General features: G+C 34.6%; 34 protein-coding genes. 30 read left to right on the top strand and 4 right to left on the bottom strand.

Features of this window, described 5'->3' with window-relative positions:
* The 28 genes from rplB (at position 1) to AAGD50_RS05000 (ending at position 16,257) form a co-directional block, all read left to right on the top strand.
* The gene (gene rplB / locus AAGD50_RS05135) at positions 1-825 is read left to right on the top strand and encodes a 50S ribosomal protein L2 (protein ID WP_015589143.1); all 825 of its coding nucleotides are present in this window, start codon (positions 1-3) and stop codon (positions 823-825) included.
* 3 nt (positions 826-828) lie between these two features.
* Positions 829-1,113 (top strand): 30S ribosomal protein S19, encoded by a 285-nt coding sequence (gene rpsS, locus AAGD50_RS05130; protein WP_006279181.1) that lies wholly within the window; start codon positions 829-831, stop codon positions 1,111-1,113.
* Positions 1,114-1,118: 5 nt separating this feature from the next.
* Entirely contained in the window at positions 1,119-1,466 is a 348-nt protein-coding gene (rplV, locus tag AAGD50_RS05125) for a 50S ribosomal protein L22 (RefSeq protein ID WP_007549821.1), read from the top strand.
* Between the two features lie 39 nt (positions 1,467-1,505).
* Complete coding sequence (gene rpsC / locus AAGD50_RS05120; RefSeq protein ID WP_010962753.1) at positions 1,506-2,120, top strand: 30S ribosomal protein S3; 615 nt, start codon at positions 1,506-1,508, stop codon at positions 2,118-2,120.
* Between the two features lie 14 nt (positions 2,121-2,134).
* Positions 2,135-2,548 carry a 50S ribosomal protein L16 gene (gene rplP, locus AAGD50_RS05115; RefSeq protein ID WP_010962752.1) on the top strand — a complete coding sequence of 138 codons (414 nt, stop codon included), beginning with the start codon at positions 2,135-2,137 and terminating at the stop codon, positions 2,546-2,548.
* A gap of 11 nt (positions 2,549-2,559) precedes the next feature.
* On the top strand, positions 2,560-2,763 hold the full coding sequence (gene rpmC / locus AAGD50_RS05110) for a 50S ribosomal protein L29 (protein WP_006279350.1): 204 nt from the start codon (positions 2,560-2,562) through the stop codon (positions 2,761-2,763).
* A complete protein-coding gene (gene rpsQ, locus AAGD50_RS05105; protein WP_007549925.1) occupies positions 2,756-2,992 on the top strand; it encodes a 30S ribosomal protein S17 in 237 nt (78 codons plus the stop codon). Before rpmC ends, rpsQ begins: the two co-directional genes overlap by 8 nt.
* Before the next feature lie 13 nt (positions 2,993-3,005).
* The gene (gene rplN / locus AAGD50_RS05100) at positions 3,006-3,365 is read left to right on the top strand and encodes a 50S ribosomal protein L14 (RefSeq protein ID WP_006279348.1); all 360 of its coding nucleotides are present in this window, start codon (positions 3,006-3,008) and stop codon (positions 3,363-3,365) included.
* Positions 3,365-3,682, top strand: coding sequence for a 50S ribosomal protein L24 (rplX, locus tag AAGD50_RS05095; RefSeq protein ID WP_006279347.1), 318 nt, complete (start codon positions 3,365-3,367; stop codon positions 3,680-3,682). Before rplN ends, rplX begins: the two co-directional genes overlap by 1 nt.
* 6 nt (positions 3,683-3,688) lie before the next feature.
* Positions 3,689-4,222, top strand: coding sequence for a 50S ribosomal protein L5 (gene rplE / locus AAGD50_RS05090; RefSeq protein ID WP_010962750.1), 534 nt, complete (start codon positions 3,689-3,691; stop codon positions 4,220-4,222).
* A 16-nt stretch (positions 4,223-4,238) separates the two neighbouring features.
* The gene (gene rpsN / locus AAGD50_RS05085) at positions 4,239-4,547 is read left to right on the top strand and encodes a 30S ribosomal protein S14 (RefSeq protein WP_064124653.1); all 309 of its coding nucleotides are present in this window, start codon (positions 4,239-4,241) and stop codon (positions 4,545-4,547) included.
* 21 nt (positions 4,548-4,568) lie between these two features.
* Positions 4,569-4,964, top strand: a complete 396-nt coding sequence (gene rpsH / locus AAGD50_RS05080; protein ID WP_155968326.1) for a 30S ribosomal protein S8 — start codon at positions 4,569-4,571, stop codon at positions 4,962-4,964.
* A gap of 16 nt (positions 4,965-4,980) precedes the next feature.
* The gene (gene rplF / locus AAGD50_RS05075; protein WP_007551152.1) at positions 4,981-5,526 is read left to right on the top strand and encodes a 50S ribosomal protein L6; all 546 of its coding nucleotides are present in this window, start codon (positions 4,981-4,983) and stop codon (positions 5,524-5,526) included.
* A 5-nt stretch (positions 5,527-5,531) separates the two neighbouring features.
* Positions 5,532-5,903, top strand: coding sequence for a 50S ribosomal protein L18 (rplR, locus tag AAGD50_RS05070; RefSeq protein ID WP_006279867.1), 372 nt, complete (start codon positions 5,532-5,534; stop codon positions 5,901-5,903).
* Positions 5,904-5,915: 12 nt separating this feature from the next.
* Positions 5,916-6,428, top strand: coding sequence for a 30S ribosomal protein S5 (gene rpsE / locus AAGD50_RS05065; protein ID WP_010962748.1), 513 nt, complete (start codon positions 5,916-5,918; stop codon positions 6,426-6,428).
* Between the two features lie 3 nt (positions 6,429-6,431).
* The gene (rplO, locus tag AAGD50_RS05060) at positions 6,432-6,902 is read left to right on the top strand and encodes a 50S ribosomal protein L15 (RefSeq protein WP_006279863.1); all 471 of its coding nucleotides are present in this window, start codon (positions 6,432-6,434) and stop codon (positions 6,900-6,902) included.
* A gap of 3 nt (positions 6,903-6,905) precedes the next feature.
* Positions 6,906-8,234: a preprotein translocase subunit SecY gene (gene secY / locus AAGD50_RS05055; protein ID WP_264724042.1), complete on the top strand. Its 1,329-nt coding sequence runs from the start codon at positions 6,906-6,908 to the stop codon at positions 8,232-8,234.
* Positions 8,231-8,872 (top strand): adenylate kinase family protein, encoded by a 642-nt coding sequence (locus AAGD50_RS05050; RefSeq protein ID WP_007550178.1) that lies wholly within the window; start codon positions 8,231-8,233, stop codon positions 8,870-8,872. The genes secY and AAGD50_RS05050 overlap by 4 nt, the downstream gene beginning before the upstream one ends.
* A gap of 59 nt (positions 8,873-8,931) precedes the next feature.
* Entirely contained in the window at positions 8,932-9,300 is a 369-nt protein-coding gene (gene rpsM, locus AAGD50_RS05045) for a 30S ribosomal protein S13 (RefSeq protein WP_010962745.1), read from the top strand.
* Between the two features lie 24 nt (positions 9,301-9,324).
* Complete coding sequence (rpsK, locus tag AAGD50_RS05040; RefSeq protein ID WP_213863584.1) at positions 9,325-9,711, top strand: 30S ribosomal protein S11; 387 nt, start codon at positions 9,325-9,327, stop codon at positions 9,709-9,711.
* A 21-nt stretch (positions 9,712-9,732) separates the two neighbouring features.
* Positions 9,733-10,800, top strand: coding sequence for a DNA-directed RNA polymerase subunit alpha (locus AAGD50_RS05035; protein ID WP_264724045.1), 1,068 nt, complete (start codon positions 9,733-9,735; stop codon positions 10,798-10,800).
* Positions 10,801-10,807: 7 nt separating this feature from the next.
* A complete protein-coding gene (rplQ, locus tag AAGD50_RS05030) occupies positions 10,808-11,236 on the top strand; it encodes a 50S ribosomal protein L17 (RefSeq protein WP_264724046.1) in 429 nt (142 codons plus the stop codon).
* 23 nt (positions 11,237-11,259) lie between these two features.
* On the top strand, positions 11,260-11,610 hold the full coding sequence (locus tag AAGD50_RS05025; RefSeq protein WP_264724047.1) for a YraN family protein: 351 nt from the start codon (positions 11,260-11,262) through the stop codon (positions 11,608-11,610).
* 41 nt (positions 11,611-11,651) lie between these two features.
* Positions 11,652-12,212: an ATP synthase F1 subunit delta gene (gene atpH, locus AAGD50_RS05020; protein WP_010962742.1), complete on the top strand. Its 561-nt coding sequence runs from the start codon at positions 11,652-11,654 to the stop codon at positions 12,210-12,212.
* Positions 12,209-13,750 carry a F0F1 ATP synthase subunit alpha gene (gene atpA, locus AAGD50_RS05015; protein WP_012673176.1) on the top strand — a complete coding sequence of 514 codons (1,542 nt, stop codon included), beginning with the start codon at positions 12,209-12,211 and terminating at the stop codon, positions 13,748-13,750. The genes atpH and atpA overlap by 4 nt, the downstream gene beginning before the upstream one ends.
* A 9-nt stretch (positions 13,751-13,759) precedes the next feature.
* Complete coding sequence (gene greA, locus AAGD50_RS05010; protein WP_007549342.1) at positions 13,760-14,254, top strand: transcription elongation factor GreA; 495 nt, start codon at positions 13,760-13,762, stop codon at positions 14,252-14,254.
* A gap of 6 nt (positions 14,255-14,260) precedes the next feature.
* Positions 14,261-14,905, top strand: coding sequence for a 3,4-dihydroxy-2-butanone-4-phosphate synthase (gene ribB, locus AAGD50_RS05005; protein ID WP_007549343.1), 645 nt, complete (start codon positions 14,261-14,263; stop codon positions 14,903-14,905).
* Between the two features lie 71 nt (positions 14,906-14,976).
* The gene (locus AAGD50_RS05000) at positions 14,977-16,257 is read left to right on the top strand and encodes a M48 family metalloprotease (RefSeq protein WP_264724048.1); all 1,281 of its coding nucleotides are present in this window, start codon (positions 14,977-14,979) and stop codon (positions 16,255-16,257) included.
* 27 nt (positions 16,258-16,284) lie between these two features.
* Here AAGD50_RS05000 and AAGD50_RS04995 read toward each other — a convergent pair whose 3' ends face one another.
* Both AAGD50_RS04995 and fabG read right to left on the bottom strand, forming a co-directional pair.
* Positions 16,285-16,614 carry a TrbC/VirB2 family protein gene (locus AAGD50_RS04995; RefSeq protein ID WP_155968336.1) on the bottom strand — a complete coding sequence of 110 codons (330 nt, stop codon included), beginning with the start codon at positions 16,612-16,614 and terminating at the stop codon, positions 16,285-16,287.
* Between the two features lie 94 nt (positions 16,615-16,708).
* Positions 16,709-17,443: a 3-oxoacyl-[acyl-carrier-protein] reductase gene (gene fabG, locus AAGD50_RS04990; protein ID WP_015589136.1), complete on the bottom strand. Its 735-nt coding sequence runs from the start codon at positions 17,441-17,443 to the stop codon at positions 16,709-16,711.
* 266 nt (positions 17,444-17,709) lie between these two features.
* On the opposite strand from fabG, the gene AAGD50_RS04985 reads away from it, so the two are divergent.
* Positions 17,710-19,230: an HlyD family type I secretion periplasmic adaptor subunit gene (locus AAGD50_RS04985; RefSeq protein WP_174516815.1), complete on the top strand. Its 1,521-nt coding sequence runs from the start codon at positions 17,710-17,712 to the stop codon at positions 19,228-19,230.
* Between the two features lie 142 nt (positions 19,231-19,372).
* Positions 19,373-19,657 (top strand): transposase, encoded by a 285-nt coding sequence (locus AAGD50_RS04980; protein ID WP_264724049.1) that lies wholly within the window; start codon positions 19,373-19,375, stop codon positions 19,655-19,657.
* Positions 19,658-19,666: 9 nt separating this feature from the next.
* Here AAGD50_RS04980 and AAGD50_RS04975 read toward each other — a convergent pair whose 3' ends face one another.
* Positions 19,667-20,578, bottom strand: a complete 912-nt coding sequence (locus AAGD50_RS04975) for an Rpn family recombination-promoting nuclease/putative transposase (protein ID WP_174515810.1) — start codon at positions 20,576-20,578, stop codon at positions 19,667-19,669.
* Between the two features lie 289 nt (positions 20,579-20,867).
* Positions 20,868-22,214, bottom strand: a complete 1,347-nt coding sequence (locus tag AAGD50_RS04970) for an IS110 family transposase (RefSeq protein WP_174515809.1) — start codon at positions 22,212-22,214, stop codon at positions 20,868-20,870.
* Positions 22,215-22,468 lie beyond the last annotated feature (254 nt).

Raw genomic sequence — 22,468 nt, 5'->3', positions numbered from 1 at the left:
ATGGGTATGAAATTTTTTAATCCTGTTACTCCGTCTTCTCGTGGGACTGTGTTAGTAAGTAAAGTTGGTTTATCAAAAGATGAGCCAGAAAAGTCTCTTACATCCGGTAAAAAGTCCAGTGGTGGAAGAAATAATCATGGTAGAATTACAACTCGTCATAGGGGTGGTGGTCACAAAAAGAAGTATAGAGTGATAGATTTTAAGCGTAATAGAAGTGGTCAAGGTATAGTTGAAAAAATAGAGTATGACCCAAATAGAAGTGGGTTTTTGGCGTTAATATCATATAAGGAAGATGATATTAAGTCTTATATATTAGCTCCTCAAGGTATGAAGCCAGGTGATGTTGTTACAGCTGGGAATGATGCTGATATTTTGCCAGGGAATTGTTTACTACTCAAGCATATACCTGTTGGTTCTTTCGTTCATAATGTTGAGCTGAAGCCAGGTAATGGTGCTGCGATTGCTAGAGCTGCTGGTTGTTATGCACAAATCGTTGGTCGTGATGGCCAATATGTTTTATTACGACTCAGGTCTGGTCAAATTAGGTTGATTTTATCTTCTTGCAAGGCTACTATTGGTGTAGTATCTAACCCTGACCATAAGAATAGAAAGTTGGGTAAAGCTGGGAGAAGTAGGTGGCTTGGGATTAGACCTACTGTACGTGGAGTTGCAATGAATCCGGTTGACCATCCTCATGGAGGCGGGGAAGGAAAAACCTCTGGTGGTCGTCATCCTGTTACTCCTTGGGGTGTTGCAACAAAAGGAAAGAAAACTCGAAGGAGAAATAAATCTAGTGATAAGTATATAAAACAATTGAAAGGTTAGTTTATGAGTAGATCTGCATGGAAGCCTCCTTTTTGTCATCCTTCTATATTAAAGTCGGTGAATAATGCTTTAAACAAGGGGTTTGTTAACATGGCTATAAAAGTTCATTCCAGGGCTTCTGTAATTCTTCCTAATTGTTTAGGTTTAAAGTTTGCTGTTTATAATGGTAAGGATTACATTCCTGTGAATGTTAATGATCAGAATATGATAGGTCATAAGTTTGGTGAGTTTTCACCCACTCGTAAATTTACTGGGCATAGTGGTGATAAAAAGGCGACAAGAAGGTAATTGATATGAAAAACAGAGATGTAATAGTTAAAGCTGGTTCTAGGGTTTTAAAATCAACTCCTCGTAAATTGAATTTGGTTGCTGGTTTAGTACGTAATAAAAAAGTTTCTTTTGCCACTGTGCAATTAAGATTTTGTGAAAAGAAAGCTGCAGGTCTTATAAGGAAGGTATTAAATTCTGCGATTGCTAATGCTCAAAATTATGGATTGGATATCGATAATTTATATATAAAAGAAATTTTAATAGGTAAGTCTCTTACTTTGCGTAGGGTATGTCCAAAAGCTATGGGTAGAGCTAATAGAGTTAGTAAACGTTATAGTAATATAACTGTAAAATTGGGGGAAATTATATGATTCATAAAAATAGAAAATTAATAAGGAAAGTGCAAAAATATGGGAAACGTTAATCCTAAAGGATTTAGGTTAAAAATAATTAATACTTGGTCATCTATTTGGTATGCTGAGAAGGGTTATAAACAAGGGTTGCATCAAGATTTATCTATTCGCAGTTATATAAATGAATCTTTTAAGCATGCTGGTGTTTCTAAAGTAATTATAGAGCGTACGATCGATTTGGTATCTGTAATAATACATTCTTCTAGACCTGGAGTGATAATAGGTAAGAAAGGCTCGGATATTGAGAAGATAAAGCAAAAGATAGCTGAAAAAGTAAAAAATAATGTGGAAGTGAATGTAGTAGGGGTTAAAAGGTCTGAAATAGATGCAGTTTTAATATCAAACAGCATTGCACAGCAGTTAGAAAAAAGGGTTTCATTTAGAAGAGCGATGAAAAAAGCTATTCAAAGTTGTTTGAGGATGGGTGCTAGAGGTATTAAAGTAAGTTGTTCTGGGCGCCTTGGCGGAGCTGAGATAGCTCGTACTGAGTGGTATAAAGAAGGCCGTTTGCCTTTGCATACTTTACGTGCTAATATAGATTATGCTTTTGCTGAAGCAAAAACTATATATGGCATCATAGGAGTTAAGGTCTGGGTTTATATTGGTAACTAATTAGGTATATTGAAATGTTTATTCCTAAAAAAAGTAAATATAAAAAAGTATTTAAAGGACGAATTAAGGGTAACACGAAAGGTGGTAGCACATTATCTTTTGGAGATTATGGTCTAAAGGCTATGGAAGCAGGTAGGATTCAATCTAAGCATATTGAAACTGCAAGGCGTGTAATATCTAGAACATTAAAACGCTCTGGTAAAGTGTGGATAAGAATTTTTCCTGATACCCCTGTTAGTAAAAAGCCGGCGGATGTGCGTATGGGTAAAGGGAAAGGTAGTGTTGAGTTTTGGGTATTTAAAGCTAAGCCCGGTAGAATGTTGTTTGAAATTAGCAGTGATGTTCCCATGCATTTAGCAAGATTGGCGCTTGAAAAGGCAACTGCTAAGCTTCCTATGAAGTGTAAATTTGTATCTAATCATAATTAAATGGAGTTGCAATGGATATAGCTGACATTGAATCGAGGTCCTCGCAAGAATTGCATGAAATTCTTGTGAATCTGAGAAAAGAGTTTGTTAATTTGGTTTTTCAAAAGAAGCTGGGCCAGTGCAACAATATTTCGCGTTTTAGCTTAATAAGAAAGAGCATAGCTCGTATTTTAACTACATTAAATAAAAGAAGAAGAGAGGAAAAGAATGCCTAAAAAGGTTTTTTGTGGTACTGTAACTAAGGCTAAGTGTGATAAGACTGTAAAGGTTTCGGTATTACAAGTGTATAAGGATGAGCTGTATAAAAAGGTTATAAAAAAATACAAGAAGTATACAGCACATGATGAGAATAATAGTTGTAAAGAAGGGGACAAGGTTTTAATACAAGAACACAAGCCTATTTCTACTACTAAAAAATGGGTTATTGTTAATAGCTCACATTGAATAGGATATTTATATGATTCAAAAAAATACATTGTTGGAAGTAGCTGATAATTCTGGCGCGCGTGCAGTGCTTTGTATTGGTTTATTGGGTGGTAGAAAGTCTGCATCTATAGGTGACACAGTTATTGTATCTACTAAATCTATTACTCCAAGAGGGAAAGTTGAGAAGGGAAAAGTATATAGAGCAGTTGTGGTGAGGGTGAAAAGCCCTATTAGAAAATCTGATGGTTCTGTAATTCGTTTTTCTAGCAATGCTGTAGTTTTGATTAACGATCAAGGTGAACCACTTGGCACTCGGGTGTTTGGTCCGGTAAAAAAGTTATCATCTGGTTCTTTTATGAAGATAATGTCATTAGCTGTTGAGGTTTTATAATGAGTGCTAAAATAAAAAGTGGTGACGACGTTATAGTTTTAACTGGTAAAGATAAGGGAAAAATTGGTAAGGTAATCAAAGTTATAGCACGTGATGCTAAAAAGAAAGTAATTGTTTCTGGAGTGAATGTGCATAAGAGACATACTAAACCAAAAGCTGGTAGTAGTGGTGGTATATTAAATAAAGAGTTAGCTATTGATATATCCAACGTTGCAACATTGGACCCTAAATATAAAACTCCAACTAGAGTGGGGTTTAAGGTTATAGACGGTAGAAAAGTGCGTTTTGCAAAAGTTTCTGGAGAAGTGATAGATTAGGTTGATATGTTTAAAGAATTGTATAAAGATAGCATAGTAAAGTCCTTGAAGGATAAGTTTAATTACGGCAATATAATGCAAGTGCCTAAACTTGTCAAGGTGTGTATCAATATGGGCGTTGGAGATGCTGCTACAGATAGTAAAGCAATAAATGAACCACTTGATAGCCTATATTTGATTGCTGGGCAGAAGCCTTTATCAACTTTTGCAAAAAAATCTATTTCTGGCTTCAAGATCAGAAAAGGTGCTACAGTAGGTTGCAAAGTAACTTTGCGTAGAGATAAAATGTATGAGTTTTTAGAAAGATTGATATATATTGCTTTGCCAAGGGAAAAAGATTTTAGAGGATTTAGTGTGAAGCAATTTGACGGTAATGGTAATTTTTCCTTTGGTATAAAGGAACATATCTCGTTTTTAGAAATAGACTATGATAAAATAAGTAAAATTAGAGGTATGGATATTAATATTATAACAAGTGCAGTTAGTGATAAGGAAGCAAAGGAATTATTACTGGCTCTTAAATTTCCTTTTTTTGATTAATTGAGAGGAGAAATATATGGCAAAAAAATCTATGATAGAAAGAAATCTTCGCAGAATAAAGTTGTGCGATCAATATAAAGAAAAAAGAGAAAAATTGAAATCTATAATAAATAATAAGAATTTGTCTATTGTAGAAAGGTTTACAGCTCAAAATAAATTAATTAAAAAATTGCCTAGAAATTCTTCTAAAACCAAAATTAGAAATAGGTGTGCTTTAACTGGGAGACCAAGAGGAGTATATAGAAAATTTGGTTTATGTAGAATTGTTTTGCGTGATTTATGTTCTTTTGGGCAAGTTCCAGGAGTTACAAAGTCTAGTTGGTAAATATAATATAAGGAGTATATTGTGGCGTTATCTGATAGTATTGGTGATTTTTTAACAAGGATACGTAATGCTCAATTGGCAATGCATAGGGCAACAAGGGTACTATTTTCTAAGATGAATTCTTCTATATTGGAGATTTTAAAAGAGGAAGGGTATATCCTTGATTATGAAAAGCAAGTTGTAGGTAATTTACCTTCTTTCATTGTAAAATTGAAGTATTATGAGAAGTTACCTGTAATTAGTGACATAGTTAGGGTGTCAAAGCCTGGTTGTCGTCGTTATTCTAAGTATAAGGACATTTCTAAAGCATATAATGGTCTTGGTATTTTTATTATATCGACACCCAAAGGAGTGATGACTGATTATAATGCACATAAGTTAAAGGTTGGTGGAGAAGTTTTGTGTCGTGTGTTTTAAATAATAGGAGAAATTCATGTCTCGTATAGGTGCTGCTCCTATCAATATTCCTGCTGGTGTTTCAGTTGAATATAATAATGGTAGTATGTTAATAAAGAGTGCTAAGGCTGAAAAGGAAGTTAGCTTGATCAGGGATGTTGTGTGTCAGATTATTGATAATCAGCTATTGCTTTCTGTTGATCAAGATAAAGATAATTATGATAAAATAAAGCCTATGTGGGGCACTTATAGGAGTAATATTAATAATATCATTAACGGCATGGTTGATGGTTTTTCTGTTAATCTTGAGATTAACGGTGTGGGATATAAGGCAGAGTGTGATGGTAAGTATTTGACTTTATATCTTGGTTATAGCCATAATGTTAAATATAAAGTGCCTAAAGATGTTGAGATTAAGTGCATAAAGCCAACTCACTTAGTAGTTAGTGGTATGGATAAGCAGAAGGTCTATATGGTGGCGTCTGATATATGCAAAATTAGAAAATATGATCCTTATAAAGGTAAGGGTGTTGTAATAAAAGGCAAATTTATGCTGCGTAAGGTTGTAAGTAAAAAGAAGTAATAAAAATGAAAAGATCGTATAATTTTTTAAGTAATTCTGAAAAAAGGAAGTTACGTAATAGAGCGAAGCTTGACAAGAGCGCTGAACGTTTACGTATATCCATATTTAAATCTAATAGGCATTTTTATGTCCAGTTAATTAATGATGTAAAAGGAATAACTCTCACTTCAGCTTCTACTTTGGATGCTAAAATTAAGGATGTATGTAAAGGGAAAGTCAACGCTGAAACTATAAAACAGGTTTCTTCTTTAATGGTTGAGCGTCTGTCTGGCATGAAATTAGAGCAGCAGCTTACGTTTGATCGTGGAGCGTATAAATACACAGGATTAGTTTCTCAATTTGCTGAGGCTTTAAGAAGTTCTGGATTTGAATTTTAGAAGGTTTTGAATATGGCTATAAAGAATTTACAAAATAATAATGATTTATCAGAGCTTTTAGTTTCGGTACGAAGAGTGACAACGGTTACCAAAGGTGGTAGAAGATTTTCATTTTCAATTTTGGTTGTTGTTGGCGATGAGAAGGGTAGGGTAGGGTGTGGAATAGGTAAGCACGCAGAAGTTGCTGAAGCAAGAGTCAAAGCTGTAAATGCTGCAAAGAAATCAATGATTAGAGTGTACTTGCGTGAAGGTAGAACTTTGCATCATGATATTAAAGCTAAATTTTGTTCTGGTGAGATAGTTTTAAGAACCGCAAGAGCCGGAACAGGTATTATTGCTGGTGGAGCGATTAGATCAGTTTTTGAGGTGTTAGGTATAAAGGATGTGGTAGCTAAATCCACTAGATCAAATAATCCTCATAACGTTATATGTGCGGTGTTTAAGGCTTTTGATAGTATGTTATCTCCTCGTCAGGTAGCAAGCAAAAGAGGCAAAAAGATTAGCGAGATAGTTGGAAACAGGTAAAGTATGAATAATGCTGTAAAATTAAACTCTATATTTACTAAATTATCTAAGAAAAAGAAGCCTAAGTTGCTGGGTAGAGGTATCGGTTGTGGTAAAGGTAAAACATCCGGTAGAGGGCATAAAGGGCAGAAGGCTAGAAGTGGAGTTTCTATAAATGGTTTTGAGGGTGGACAACAGTCTATATATACTCGTTTGCCTAAAAGAGGTTTTAAGCCTATACGTAGGAGCATATACTCTATAATTAATGTTGGCGATATACAGCGCTTAATGGAAGCTAAAAAAATAGTGAAAGACTCTGTTATAGATAAGGAGAGGCTGTATAAATTAGGTTTTATAAAGTCTATTAAGGATAAAATTAAACTTCTTAATAAAGGTAAGTTGAGCGAAAAATTTGTGTTTCATGTTGATTTTGCGTCAGAAGCTGCAAAAAAATCTGTAGCTTCAGTTGGTGGTAGTGTGGAAATACTATCGTAAGTCATGGGCAATAAATCAGCATTTAATAGCTTGGATCCTACGTTGTTATATAAAGGCGATTTATTAAAGCGTATATTTTTTACGCTAATAGCTTTAATTTGCTATCGCTTGGGTACTTATGTGCCTATTCCTGGAATTAATCTTGATGTAATTAATGATATATTTCCCAAAGATGGCTCAGGCGTTTTTGGAGTATTTAATTTATTTTCTGGTGGTGCATTGGCTAGAATGACAATTCTAGCATTGAACGTTATGCCATATATAATGGCTTCTATCATTATTCAGTTACTTTCTTCTGCGATTAAAGGAATGAAGGAAGTTAAGAATGATGGAGAGTCAGGCCGTAGAAAGATGAATTCTTATATACGCTATCTGACCATAGTAATTTGTGTATTTCAATCAATTCCAATTTTGGTTGGATTGGAAGGGATGAATAGGGAAGGGGTATTGGTTGTAATCGAACCTGGTGTTATGTTTCGTACAATAGGTGTTTTCAGCCTTTTAGGTGGAACTATGCTTTTAATATGGCTTGGTGAACGAATCAGCGCTAGCGGTATAGGCAATGGTATCTCATTAATCATTTTCACGGGTATAATATCAGAGTTACACAGCGCTTTGTCATCTTTGTTAACGTTAAATAAAAACGGTAGCGTATCGTTATTTATTATCCTTTTTGTTTTGGTATTGTTTTTTTTGCTGCTACTCTTAGTCATTTTTGTAGAGTCTTCTTATAGAAAGGTTATTGTTCAACATCCTAAAAAGCAATTTAAAAGATTACATAATGACGATTTTACTTATATTCCATTGAAGATTAATTTATCTGGTGTAGTACCAACCATTTTTGCTAATGCAATTTTATTGACACCTATTTCAATTGCAAATTTCTATAAGGGGCACGCTTTTTCTGATTTTATTTTGAATTACTTTATGGCAAATAAAGTAGTATATATTGTAGCCTATTTGGTGCTGATAGTATTTTTTAATTTTTTCTATACCAATTTTATATTTAATCCAGAGGAAAACGCAGATTTTCTTAAAAAAAATGGTGGTTTTATATCTGGTAGAAGGCCTGGGAAACATACTTCTGATTACCTTCAAGATATAGTTTTTAAGTTGACATTCATTGGCTCTGCGTATTTGGTAGTCATATGTACTGTACCTGAAGTTATGAGATATTATTATGATATACCATTTATTTTTGGTGGGACGAGCTTACTGATTATAGTGAACGTTATTACTGATACTATTATGCAAATACAATCTTATATTTTTTCAAATAGGTACGACAACTGGATAAAGAAATATGAGTCTAAAACGAGGAAAGTAAGATGATCATTACGATTTTTGGTCCTCCAGGTTCTGGTAAAGGTACTCAGTCAAGCTTGTTAATAGCAAAATATAATTTAAAATTAATTTCAGTAGGGGATTTATTAAGGAATATTATATCTAGCAGTAGTGAGTTAGGTAAAAAAATAAAGGGTACCGTGGAATCTGGTAATTTAATTCAAGATGAAATTATATGTGGATTATTACGTGACCAGCTTGCATTAGTGGATGATAATTGCTTATTAGATGGTTTTCCGAGAAATTTAAACCAGGCTCATTTTTTGACTCAAGTTTTGCAAGAAAAATATAATAGGGATGTTGACATTGTAGTTGAGCTGCAGCTTGACGATAATATTGCAATCGATAGGTTAAAAAATCGTCTCGCGTGTTTGGACTGTAAAAGCATATATAGTGTATCTTCTTTTAAGAGTACTACTTGTGCTAAATGTAAAAGTACGAGGTTAGAGAAAAGAATTGATGATGCTGATATGTCTGCAATTAATAAGAGAATAAGTGAATATCACCTTCAAATGAAAGGTTTACGCGAGTATTATAAAGGCAAATTATTAACAATTGACGCTAATTTGAGTGTTGATGAGGTAACGCAAGAGATTGAAAGTAAAATTTCTTGTAATTTGGTTTGACTCTGAGTTGTTTTATGGTATAAATTAAGAGTTGTTATTAATAAAGTATCGAGGTACCAGTGGCACGTATTGCAGGCATAAATATTCCAGTGAGGAAATGTGTTCCTTTTGCATTAACTTATATATATGGTATAGGTATTGCTACTGCGAATGTAATTTGTCACGCTTGCGAAGTTGATAAGCGCAAACGTGTTTCAGAATTACGAGATGAAGATATAGAAAAGATCAGCGGTTTCATTAGACAAAATTATGTTATAGAAGGTGAGCTCAGAAAAGAAGTGGCTATGAACATAAAATCTTTAGTGGAAATGGGATGCTATAGAGGGGTGAGACATAGAAAAGGTTTACCTGTGAGAGGGCAAAGGACTCATACTAATGCTAAGACTCGTAAAGGTAGATCTCGGTTGCCTATTGCTGGGAAAAAATAAAATTTATTATTATTGTGAGTTTTAATGAAAAAAGTCAAAACGGTTAGTAAGAGTAAGAAGGAGTTTATTACTGGTGTTGTCCATATTCGTGCAACTTTTAATAATACTTTTGTAAATGTAACTGATGTTCATGGTAATACGCTATGTCAAACTTCTGTGGGTGCATGTGGTTTTTCAGGTTCGAGAAAATCCACACCTTATGCTGCAGGTAAGGCTGCGGAGGCTGCTGCGAAGAATGCAATAGAGAGATTTGGTATGAAGGTTGTCTCTGTAATAATTCGTGGTCCTGGCTTTGGTACTGAAGCTGCGGTTAAAGCACTTCAGAGCTGTGGGTTGACTGTGACTTCAATTGCAGATAAAACCGCAATTCCTCATAATGGGTGCAGGTTAAGAAAAAAAAGAAGAGTATAGGATATTTGAAAAGGTTGTTTTATGTATTATAATAATGATGTGTCTCTCTGTAGCAATTTAGATAAATTGATTAAACCTAGTTCAGTTAAGGTAATATCAGATGATTCAAGTGAAAAAAGTGATATAGTGCTAGAACCGTTGGAAAGTGGTTTTGCTTTAACATTAGGTAATGCATTAAGACGTGTAATGTTATCTTCTCTTAAAGGTAGTGCTGTTTATGGAATAAAAATTGAAGGTGTAACTCATGAGTTTACTTCAATTCAAGGGGTGAGAGAAGATGTAACTGATATAGTGTTAAATATGGGCATGTTGAGGTGTAAATTAAATGGTGCTTCTAATAAATGCTTAAATTTAAACGCTAAAGGGCCTTGCCAGGTATTAGCTGGGATGATAGAAACTGATGATCAATGCTCTATTGTTAATAAGGATTTATTAATATGTACGCTGGGGCAAAATGTAGAGCTTAACATGACCATATATGTGGCTAGCGGAAAAGGTTATCTTCCTGTAATTAAGTATAAAGAAAACGAACTTTTGAAGCTTATGAGTGAACAGGATTTAATTGGTTTTATTCCAGTTAATGCTTTGTATAGCCCTGTCAACAGGGTTTCGTACAGGGTAGAGAACAGTCGTGTTGGCCAAGTGACTGATAAGGATAAGCTGATATTGTCAATTGAAACTGATGGTACAATTTCTCCGAGTCAAGCTGTTGACTCTGCTGCAAGAATATTACAGGAGCAACTTCAGCCCTTTATTAGTTCTGATGTAAGTTATAAAAAATTGCAGGTTTCTTCGTCTAGTGGTGCTAAAGATTTGGGTTATGACCCTGTCTTATTGCGTAAGGTAGATGAAATGGAATTATCTGTCAGGTCTCATAACTGTCTGAAAAACGAAAACATCACTTATATAGGTGATCTTGTGCAAAAGACAGAAGGTGAAATGTTAAGAACTGCTAATTTTGGCAGGAAGTCTTTGAATGAGATTAAGGCAGTTTTGACTAATTTTGGCTTGTCTTTGGGTATGAATGTGCTAAAATGGCCACCTAAGGATATAGATGAGTTGGCTAAACAACATACTGATGAAGATTAGGTGATATATGAAACATGGAATAAAAAAACGTAAACTATCTCGTTGTACTGAACATAGATTATCGACGTTAAAGAATCTATCTATCTCATTAATTAACCATGAGCAGATTGTAACTACTTTACCAAAAGCTAAGGAACTTCGTCCATATGTCGAAAAGTTTATTACAATTGCTAAGAATAAGAATATTTTACATGGTAGAAGACTTTTGCTTTCACGCCTTCATAATAGTAAGTTAGCAGTTGATAAGTTATTAAACGTCTTAGCCAGCCGTTATCAAGATCGTAAAGGTGGGTATTCTAGAATAATAAAATTTAGCACTCGAAAGGGTGATTGCGCTTCAATGGCAGTGATAGAACTGGTTGATAGGGATATTGCAGCAAGAGGTAAGGTTTATAGTAAAAATAAAGAAGGAGGCAAAGTAGTTACACAAAGTTAATTGTTATCATAATTGTTCTTCTTGTGGTAAGTAGGTTACGCTACTTTGTAGGTTACTTTGGCGAGTTATTAGTTTTAGTATATTTAAAACTGAAATGGTATAATGTTATAAAACGCCGTTATCGTTGTAAGTTCGGTGAAATTGACTTAATTGTATCTAAAAAAAAGGAGCTGATTTTTATAGAAGTTAAAGCAAGTTTACTTGGAAAAGAAATACCGATATCTCATCTTCAATGTCAGTCTATTATAAATTCTTCTAAGTATTTCTTAAGTAAAAACCTTAGTTTTTTAGATTATTCAGTCAGATATGATTTATATTTTCTTTCCTTAAAGAGAAGACCTGTTTATATAAAAAATGCTTGGATTGAAGAATGAAAGATTTGTAGCTGAATTAATTTAGATTTACTGGATTTAATATGAAAAAGACCCAATACAATAATTTAGTTTCATCTTACGCTAGAGTGCTATTTCATGTCTCAGGAAGCAGGTTAGGTATTATAAGGAAAGAAGTAGAATTTTTGTTGGCTTTTTTTAAGGATCAACGTGATGTTTTTGTGTACCTATCTCATCCTATGATTTCTTTTGCACACAAAAAAGAAGTGATGCTTTCTATAAATGAGCACTTGAGTGAGAATTTAGTAAAATTTATTATGGTTATATTTGCAAATAAACGCTCTAGTTTATTGATCCTTATATTAGAAAAATTCTTAAGTCTTGCAAGAGAAAATGAAAATGAATTCGAAATTACTATAAAGTCAGCAGAAACTTTAAAGGAATCTGATATAAAAATAATTACTGAATCTTTGAGCTTTCTTGGTAAAATAATAAAAGTAAGCAATGTGGTTGACCCTTCTATACTAGGTGGCTTCGTAGTTAGGTATGGTTTTAATTTGATCGATGCTTCGCTAAAAAGTTACTTGGATAGGTTAGTTGACTTAAGTAAAATGGAAATATTAAAAGTAAGGAATTTTGTATGAAGAACAGTATGAATGTTTCTGAGATAGCAAGTATAATAAGAGAAAAGGTTGAGACGTTTGATAATCCTATAAAGCGGGAAAATATAGGTGAAGTAATTTCAGTAACAGATGGTATCGCATTGGTTTATGGGCTGGAAAAAGCAAAATTCGGTGAAAAGGTATTTTTTGCAAGTGGTGTAGAAGGAATAGTTCTCGATTTAGATCATGATACGGCTGGAATAGTTGTGCTTGGTAATGACCGTGATGTGAAAGAAGGGGACGTTGTAAAATGTAGTGGTGATGTTGTGCAGGTGCCTGTAGGGCATGAATTGTTAGGGAGAGTTGTAAATGCGTTGGGCCATCCTATGGACGACGGTGGGGAAATTAGAGCCAAAAACAGAATGGATATAGAATCTAAAGCGCCAGGCATTATTGATCGTAAGTCTGTGCATGAGCCACTGCAAACAGGAATTAAAATTATAGATTTGCTAATTCCAATAGGTAGAGGGCAGCGTGAATTAATTATTGGTGATAGACAAATTGGTAAAACTACTATTGCGCTTGATACTATTATCAATCAGAAGAAGATTAACGATGAGGTAAACGAAAATCAAAAAGTTTACTGTGTTTATGTTGCTATTGGGCAAAAAATTTCAACAGTAGCAAAAGTGGTAAATAAGCTGAAAGAAAGCGGAGCATTAGAGTATACAACTGTAGTTGTGGCTAGTGCATCTGACTGCGCGCCTATGCAATTTTTAGCACCTTATGCTGGTTGCACTATTGGGGAATTTTTCCGTGACAATGGAATGCATTGTTTGATTATATATGATGATTTATCTAAGCATGCTGTGGCATATAGGCAGATGTCTTTATTGCTCAGACGTCCTCCTGGTCGTGAAGCTTACCCTGGAGATATATTCTATGTACATTCTCGCTTGCTTGAAAGAGCTGCTAAAATGTCTGATAAAAAAGGGCAGGGTTCTTTAACTGCTTTGCCAATTGTCGAAACTCAAGCTGGTGATGTATCTGCATATGTGCCAACAAATGTTATTTCAATTACCGATGGGCAGATCTTTCTTGAGTCTGAATTATTTTATAAAGGATTTCGACCTGCAGTAAATATAGGTTTGTCAGTTTCACGGGTTGGTTCTGCTGCACAACTAAAGTCTGTGAAGAAAGTTGCTGGTTCTATAAAGCTAAGCTTAGCTCAGTATAGAGAATTAGAAGATTTTGCAAAATTTGGTTCTGATCTTGATGCTAGTGTTCAATTATCCTTGAATAAGGGTAAATATCTTGTCGAGTTATTAAAGCAAAAACAACATTTACCTATGTCAATAGAAGAGCAAGTAGTGCTGATGTATATTTTTTCTAACCTATATAATCAGTTAAGTAAAATACAAATAAGTTACATTAATAAATTTGAACATGATCTTATTAATTATTTTCATACTGTACACCCTGGGGTTTTAAAAAAGTTGTCAAATGACATGAGTGATGATATAAAAGGTGATATTTTTAACATTGTGAGTAATTTCGTTACTCAATTTAATTGCGTTTAGGTGGTGATTATGGCTTCATCCATTATTAATAAATTTCCTATGACGAGGGAAGGTTTTGAGAATATGCAAGCCGAACTTGAAAAATTAAAGGAAGAAAAACCTTCTGTGATACAGGCTATTTCTGATGCTCGTGATCAAGGTGATTTGTCTGAAAACGCAGAGTATCATGCAGCACGGGAAAGGTTAGGTTTTATTGAAGGCCGTATAATGGAGATAGAAAGTAAGCTCTCACATGCGGAAGTAATAGAAGTAAAAAATTTGTCTGGTGATTCAGTAATGTTTGGTGCAACTGTGACATTAAGCATGTTAAGTGATAATAACGGTGAAGTGGAATATGTTTATAAGGTTGTAGGCGAATATGAAGCTGATGTTTCAAAGCAGTTAATATCTACTAGTTCACCACTTGGGAGTGCCTTAATCGGCAAAAAAGTCGGTGAATATGTGGAAGTGACAGTGCCAAATGGAGAGAAATTGTATAAAATAGTTAAGATTGAATTTAAGTAAATTATTATGGTACAGGCCACTTATGCTTCAATGAGTCTACCAGGTATTTCTTCTGTGGAAGATGTATTAGAGGATGCTCGTTCCGGTAAATTATTCATTTTAGTTGATGATGAAAATAGAGAAAATGAAGGCGATTTGATTGTCTTAGCTGAGAAAATAAAGCCGGAACATATGGCTTTTATGGTTAGGTACGGTACAGGGGTTGTTTGCTTAGCAATGACTAAATTTCACATGAAAAGGTTGGGCCTTAATTTCATGGAGAAGAAAAATATTGGTGAAAATCATACCGCATTTACTACATCAATTGATGCACGTTATGGCATTACAACCGGTGTTTCAGCAGAGGATAGAACGAAAACTATACATGCTGCTATCAACAAGGATGGTACTCAGGATGACATCATAACTCCAGGTCATGTTTTTCCTGTAATTGCACATAAAGGTGGGGTGGCACAACGTGCTGGTCATACTGAAGCGAGTGTTGAAATGGCGAAGTTAGTAGGGTTTGATCATTCAGCAGTTATTTGTGAATTAGTGAATGATGATGGCTCTATGATGCGCTTACCTCAGTTACTTAAATTTGCTGAACAACATAAAATTAAGTTAACTACCATCGACAAACTTATCAGTTACGTTAAAAATTTAAACTAGCGTTTATAAATTTGTATAATTTAAGTGTTAAAATATAGAATTTCTATAAATTATACAAGCACAGAATTTTCATGTTTAGAGTTGCTAAGTTTTTGACCTTATTGTTCTTTTTTGCATATTGTAATAATGCTTACTCTATTAACATTATTAGAGATAGTGAAGTGGAAGCAATAGTGAAAGAGCTAGCGCAACCTTTATTTTCTGCTGCGGATATTGATCATGAGCAAATAAAAGTTTTTATAATTAATGACAATTCGATTAATGCTTTTGTAATTAACAATAACAGTATTTTCATTCATTTAGGACTTTTACAATATTCGGCTAAACCTTATGTCCTGCTTGGTATATTAGCACATGAGATTGCTCACATATCTGCTGGTCATATATTGCAAATGAGTAGTGCTATGGGTTATTTTCAATCGATAGCAATGATTAGTTATATGGTAGGATTAGTTTCTAGTATTATCATTAACCCTCAGGTTGCTGGTGCAATTTTGCTTAGTGGTGTAGCGTTTAGTTCAAGGCTATTTTTTAACTTTTCTCAAGAGCAAGAAAGTGTAGCAGATAGCTATGCTTTAAGGTATCTTGATGAATCTGGCTATGATAATTCAGGTATGAAAGAGATTTTTGATTATTTTAAAAGTATTGAGCATGAGAACACCGAGGAATATTTCCGCACTCACCCACTTAGTGAGAAACGTATATTTGCTGTACAAAATTATAAGGTTAAAAACAACGTAAAACCAATTTTTGCGGATAAGTTACTAAAGTTTGAGCGTGTGGTTGCCAAGCTAGACTCTTTCTTTGCTCCTATTCATGTGTTATCTAATAAATATGAAAATAATTCTGAGTATGTAAATGCTATAGTTTGCTATAGGCAAGGAAAGATAGAAGAGGCTGTTGCTAAAGTTAATTCATTGATTCAAGAGTCACGCAATGACCCATACCTATATGAATTAAAAGCAGAAATGCTATACAAGGCCGGAAATTTAAGTGAAGCAATAAAAATGTATGAGGAATCGCTTAGGTATTTATCTGAGAAAAACAGTTATTTAGTGAAACTTGCATTATCTCATACTTTATTATTACACGGTGATGCAAAAAAGGCGATTTTTTACCTGGAGCAGATTTTGAATGTAGAACCAGATAACGCTTTTGTCTGGAAGTATTTAAGCATTGCATATAAATGTGAAGCTGATACGGCAATGCATTATTTTGCCTTGACAAAAAAGGCTTGTATTGAAGGTGATTTAAAGCAATTTACAAAATATGCTGAGCTAGCTGTTAAAACTTTACCAAAAGATAGCCCTTATTTGTTGCAAGTTGAAGATATGAAGCGGTTTAATGGATAACAAAAAAGCATTTCTGCACTTTTTGGATTATTTTTGTCCACACTTTTCCAACATAGTTTTTGCTTCATCGCTTACGTTGGGCATAATTTTCGTTATGATAGTTTTAGCGCCAAAAAATACACCACAGAACATGCCAAGAGCAAAGAGGGCTGGCCACGGCATCCTGCCAAATATTGCAAGCAAAGCTGCACCAATTATTACTACCGTCATAAGTGGACCGCCTATCCCCCAAACATAACCAATAATATTGCATATTACTTTAGTTGTGTCATCCATATCAGGGTCAGCTGCATAACCTGAGAAAGAGAAAAGCAATACTACGCAAAAAACACTAAAAAATTCCATTATAGAGCTCATTTTTTTGCCTCTAAGTAATAAATTAACCTAAACCTACACCTACACATTTTTTATTTTAAAGTAAAAATTATAATTTGTCCATACATAAGTGTTGCTACATAAATAACCCACCATTAATATTGAGCACATGCCCTGTTATATATTTTGCTTCATCACTTGCTAAAAACAAGACCCCTGCTGCTATTTCTTCCCCTGTTCCCATTCTTTTCATTGGAATATTATCTAATATTTTTCCCTTTTGTCCTTCATTTAAAACTTCAGTCATTTTAGTATCTATAAACCCAGGAGCAATACAATTTACTGTTATATTACGACTTGCAACTTCTTTTGCTATGGATTTGCTCATAGCTATTATTCCAGCTTTAGACGCCGCATAATTTGCTTGCCCGGCGTTTCCTGTCAGCCCTATTATTGAGGAAATATTTATAATTCTTCCCCAATTATTCTTAATTAGTTTTCTGCATGCTTCTCTACTCAGCTTAAATGTAGAGCTCAAGTTAATATCAATTACTTTTTGCCATGCTTCATCTGTCATTCTCAATAATAAACTGTCTCGCGTAATACCCGCATTGCATACGAGCCCGTCAAAGCCTTCCATCAGCTCACTTGCTCTATTTATTAGTTGATTTACTTCCTCAGCATTTGATAAATCACAAGGGAGTACATGCATGTTTTTTTCATATTGTTTAGCAACTTCTTCGAGCACTTCTTTTTTTGTGCCAGAAATACATAAAGTTGCTCCGGCTTTGTGCATAATTTTTACAATTGCTTGCCCTATTCCGCCTGATGCGCCAGTAATCAGGAACTTTCTGCTTTCCAATTTAAGCATAATAACTTTATATTATCTTAATTCCTAACAGAATATTGACTAGTTGGCAATAGATTTCTTACATAATATAAGTAACTCAGATATTCACAAAATAAAGAAAAAGTTATAATAAAGTTAAACGTCAAAAAATTTTAAAAACATAGTTGATGCAGGAATTGTTACTAAATAGTTTATTCTGGTGCTCTACAGTCTAAATGGAATGCTTAAATTATAGATTCTTTGTTTTTGTGTGTTATCTTGAGTTAACACAAATTCACAGTAGTATTATGATAAGTAAGTTAAAAAAGCTTAGCGCTGGATTTTCTTTGACAGGCTTGATTGGCCATGGTGATAATATAAATATGCAAGGAGCAAAAAATAAAAAGAAGAAGTACCCAAAATTTTTGGATAAGACGTTTGCATTGATTGATGCAGTGATAAATTTTATTTTAAAACGCGAAAGTAATAACGTAAATGAAGTCCTGAAAGTAACATGGGGACCACTATTTTTTGGTCTGGTAGTAATACTCATCTTTTTTGGGATAGGTGGTATTTGGTCGGCTATAGCTCCAATTGACGGTGCGGTGCATGCAAGTGGAGAAGTTATTGTATCTTCAAATAGAAAAATAGTTCAACACTTGGGCGGAGGAATAATAAGCAAAATTTTAGTAAAAGAGGGTCAAGCAGTTAAAAAAGATGAGCCTCTAGTTTTGTTGAGTGATGTTAACGAGAAGGCGAATTTAAGTATCATCAAAGAGAAGCTCTTATCATTTTTAGCAACAGAAGCAAGGCTTCTTGCAATCAGAGTAGATTTGGACACGCTCGAGTTTCCTGATGAGGTTAAAAAATTATCTCACGATGAACTTGTAAATAAAGCGATAAAGAATCAAGTAAAGTTGTTCAACTCTCAGAGAAAGAGCATATTGGGAAAAACAGACATACTGCAACAACGTATAAAGCAGTTAAATGATGAATTAGCGGGGCTAAACTTTCAACTAAATGCAGCTCATAAGCAATATGACTTGATAACTGAGGAGTTGGAAACAAAAAGACAATTACTTGATAGTGGCCATATAAGCAAACCACACATTTTAGCTTTAGAAAAGCAGTTTGCTGAAATTGAAGGCAGAGTTGGACATTACCGTTCTGCAATATCTCAAGTGCAGCAAAAAATTGGAGAGAACGAATTAGAAATTATAAACGTGAGAAATGATTCTCAAGAAAGAGCAAACGCTGAACTTAAGGAAGTTAGTACGTCTATTGCAGACTTGAAAGAGAGACTGATGGTTGCTGAAGATTCATTAGCACGTACAATAATTAAATCGCCTCAAGATGGGATAGTCACAGATATAAGATACCATACTGAAGGTGGTGTTATACAATCTGGAGTTCCGATCATGAGCGTAGTGCCATCGGATGATGACCTAATAATAGATGCTAAAATTCAGACCAGAAACATAGAAGAGATACTGTCAGCACAAAAGAAAGATAGCAACATAGTCTCTATTGATGGGCTAGAAGGGCTAAAGGTTAAAGTTCGTTTAAGTGCTTACAGTGCACGTCGTTTAAGTTTAATTAATGGTATAGTAAGCAATATTTCTCCCGATGCCCTTGATGATCCAAGGCTAGGGCGTTATTATTCAGTACGTGTAGTGATACCAAAACCAGAGCTTGCTCAGTTTAAAAACGTATACCTATACCCTGGTATGCCAGCAGAAGTGTACATAGTTACTCAATCTCGTACTCTTTTATCATTCTTGTTTACGCCTATAATTGCAACAGTCGATAGGTCTTTTATAGAAAGGTAGCTCACTCGTTAAAGTAGTAGTGAAAGTGCCGTAATAAAATTTAGGTACATAATTAGACAATAGGCTTCTTGACCTTACCCAGAAAAAGTGGAGAGAAAGAAAGGAGTTTTTTCGGGTAAAATAAAATTTTGGAGGATTAGAAATGGCAAGAGAATATACGGCAGAATTCAAATTGGAAGCTGTTAAGCTGGCAAATGAACAAAGAAAGGCAGGTCAAACAATTACAAAAATAGCAAAGGATTTAGGAATAAAGGGTGGTTTATTAGGAAAATGGATAAAGAAACACAACGAAAAAAAGTCAGCGGCAAATGCATTTCCAGATGTAGCACCTTATGACAAAGAGAGATTTGATTTACAGAAAGAGTTAGCAAAAGTAACAAGAGAAAGAGACATTTTAAAAAAAGCCCTGGCCAGTCAAAAAGAGTAAAATATTTTTTCATAAAAGAGCATATTGAGGAAGGCCGGTTATTTGGGAGGTGATATCAATGGAAACACCAGCCTTAAGTAGGTTTTTTGCGACTTCAATTTTTTCTTCTTTTCTGCCTTCCTCTTTCCCTTTCTCCCTGCCCTTTTCATGCCCGATTTGGATGCCTTCTTCTCTACCTTCTTCTCTAGCATCATCAAGTTTTTGAGCGAGGATGCCTTCTTCTTTCCGCAGATCCATTATCCTTTCTTCGTACGCTATCAGATCTTTCTCATTCCAGCGAAACTTGTCTAACTCATCGTATGCTAGCTTTATTATTGGCGATTTTTCTGCAATATCTTTTAGGTCTTCATCTGTAGTATCTTCTGCATACTTGAAAAAAAAGCACCAGCGCTCTATTGTACTTTCTAGCTGCTCTACTTTGTTTTTTGCGAATTTAGGCAACTCAATAAAGACAAACTGAAAATCTTTTAAGTAATGTCCGTTGGTTTTTATATCTCGTATATTATGAGTGGAAATATACTCAACCTCCTCAGGAAATAGCGTATTATCGGAAATAGCAATAAAGAATACTGTTTTTAAATCGATGTACTCGCCACCTTTTCCAACCTGCCTTGAATAAGCTTTAGCAGCATATAGCTGAGCGCGTTTCTCAAAGCCTCTATCACGAGCGAGCTGCATCTCAATCACGTATCTGAACCCACTAGAATCCTTGCAAAGGACGTCAACAATGCTTTGTTTATCAGAGGCGACTTCAGGATCCATATAGGTGCTAAGAAACTCAACTTCTTGTATAGTATCTATCCCGGTAAATCCTAAGATATCATTGAGGAAGTGAATAAGAATGTTTTTATTTCTTTCGGTACCAAAGACCTTTTTGAAGGTTAAGTCTAATTTTGGATTGAGAAACTTAGAAAGAGCCATAGCAAGAATACCTAAAAAGCATTAATAATTATACACAATTCTGAAGAAATATTCAACTCTTTTATGCTGAGGTCTATTAAAGTGGTAAATTTAGCTGAATTTCAAGAGTTGGCAAAAAACTACCTTCATAGATGATCCTAGAATGCTACTACGCACCTTAGACGTCCTTTTGTACATCTTTTTATATCCCCATCATAAAGCGCCTAAAAACCCCGGCAAATGAATTCATGAATTTAGTAGCTATAAAAAACTTCAAAAATACCTATTTTGGGTGTGAGAGGCTAATCTTCTAAGAAACTCTTTCTGCTAGTAGCTCTTTTTTAATCAAGACATAACCAAATTCACTAGCTTTCTTGCTTAGAGTCTTCACTATTTTTTCCTTATATAACTTTTCATAGTAATCAATGCCCTTCTCTACATATTCCTGTCCATACTTTAGCATACTATAAAAAATGCACGCCAATTTCCTAGCCGTAGCGGTAATCGCTTTCGGTGCTCCTAGTCGTTTTTTTAACCTTCTGCAATATGCACCAATCCCACTGTTGCTTCTTGACACACACTGGGCAGCCATCCTAAAAGCATTTGCAGCACGAGCAATAACTTTGCGAGTTCTCGTCCCAAATACTTTTTCCCCTGTAACTTTATTAGCAGGACTTAGCCCCAACCAAGAAGTAAAGTGCTTCTCTGATGGCCATTTATCGTGGTTCAAACCAACTTCTGAGATAATTGTTTGTATAGTTAGCACATCAAGCCCAGGAACTTTAGTAAAATCAATACCGGTTACTCTATACAGTTCTTCGTGTAAAGGAAAGTCTGGTCTGTTTTTTGAAAACCTATTCTTTATTTTGCTGCATCGCTTATTCTCGTCAGATTTTGTTTCAAATGTTTTGTAATATTGTTCGATGCTTTTGTCGCATTCTGCTATTTTTTCCTGATAAATATTATACAATTCAAATTCTTGCTTTAACACAAATAAGAGTTCCTTTCTGTAGTCGCCTTTTAGCGCTTTTGCCATGGTAGATCTATCATTTCTTATCCGTACATCTCTCAATTCTGATAATTTTTCAGGATTCCTTTCACCTTCAATTATTGCTTTGATAATTTGCATACCGGTCACTCCAGTAATATCACTTATGACTTTGTGTAATTGAACGTTCATTTGAATTAACGCTTTTTGCATACGTAGAATATGTGTGGATGCACTTTCAATCAGGTTGCTACGTTGCCTAACGTAATTACGCAACACACACATTTGATCATCAGGTCTAAACGACCCATGGAGTAATCCATAGCTGTGTAATTGTTGTAACCATTGACAGTCTTGAACGTCGGATTTTCTACCAGGCACGTTCTTAATATATCGTGCATTTACCAATTTTACCTCAAATCCATATGACTCAAGTATTTGAAACAAAGGAATCCAATATACTCCTGTTGATTCCATAGCTACTGTTCTAACTTTACATTTCTTTAACCACCCTGCTAAGTTATGAAGATCAACTGTAAAGCATCCAAATTTTTTGACACGTTGTTCATCTCTTCCTTCAGGTACACATACATAATGTACAGCTGAGCCGATATCAATTCCTGCTGTATCAGGATTCACTATTTCTAGTTTACTTTTTGCCTTTATCATGGTAATTATCCTACTATAACTTATAATGGAGAAGCACTTAAGCTTGGGACGGTTAGATTATACAATCTTCTAATCGAGGTAGTCATAATAGACTCCATCAGTGGTTTAACCGTTCCTCCAAAACCACGCTCCTAAACGGGCACTTAAGCACCATTGATCAGTCGGTTATAACTGCAGAAGTACTTCTTGATAAATTATATATAAAAATTGCTATGGAAGTGAAGAAATAGTTTCTTTCCGGTTTAACAAGATTT

It is taken from the genome of Wolbachia endosymbiont (group A) of Apotomis capreana (assembly GCF_964027025.1).
Lineage (GTDB): Bacteria > Pseudomonadota > Alphaproteobacteria > Rickettsiales > Anaplasmataceae > Wolbachia > Wolbachia pipientis.
The sequence above is the reverse complement of the archived record's forward strand: the minus strand, read 5'-3'. Positions and strand labels throughout refer to the sequence as shown.